This window comes from Mycobacterium sp. NGS50 (assembly GCF_059812545.1).
On the sequence record NZ_JCALCW010000093.1, the window covers coordinates 1 to 714 of the forward strand.

Consider the following 714-nt stretch of genomic DNA (forward strand, 5'->3'; position numbering starts at 1 on the left):
TGGCTGCCGGCTTCGGATCCGGTGTGGCTGGTGATCAGCGCGGTCGCTGGCCTGGATACCTGCGGGCTGCATGCTGGGCGGCGGACCGGCGCGGCTGGGCGCGCCGGTTATGACCCGGACATGCTGTTGACGTTGTTGGTTTGGGCGTGGGCGCAAGGGGTGCGCTCGTCGCGGGTGATCGAGCGGCTGTGTCAGCGCGATGTGGCGTTTCGGATCATTTGTGCGGGGGACGCGCCTGATCATGTGACGATCTCGCGGTTTCGCGCCCAGGCGGCCACCGCGTGTGAGGACTTGTTCGCCTCGGTGCTGGGGTTGTGCGCGCGGCTGGGCATGGGCCGGTTGGGGGTGGTGGCCATCGATTCGGTCAAGATCGCCTCGAATGCGTCGCTGGCGGCCAACCGCAGCGAAGACGGGCTGCGCAAAGCCGCCGCCGAGCAGGCCGACATCGATGCGGCCAAGGCCCGCGCGTTGGCCGCGGCCGCCGCGGCCGAGCATGCGGCCACCGACGCCGCCGAGGACGCGTTGTATGGCCCCGACAGTCGCGGCGATGAGCTGCCCGAAGACCTGGTGGATCCGAGCTCGCGGGCTCGGCGTATCGCCGAGGCGCTTGAGCAGCTCAAGGCCGACACTGCTGCTGGTGGGGCCGACCGCCAGGCCGCTGGGGAGCGTCGGCGCCAGCGCGACGCCGATCGTGCGGCCAAACGGGAGGCGATG

General features: G+C 70.9%; 1 protein-coding gene. It reads left to right on the forward strand.

The genetic code is table 11. The annotated features are described in order from the left end of the window. Positions 1-714 (forward strand): transposase (locus AC5Y36_RS25825; RefSeq protein WP_500043821.1); only part of this gene is annotated, 714 nt, incomplete at both ends.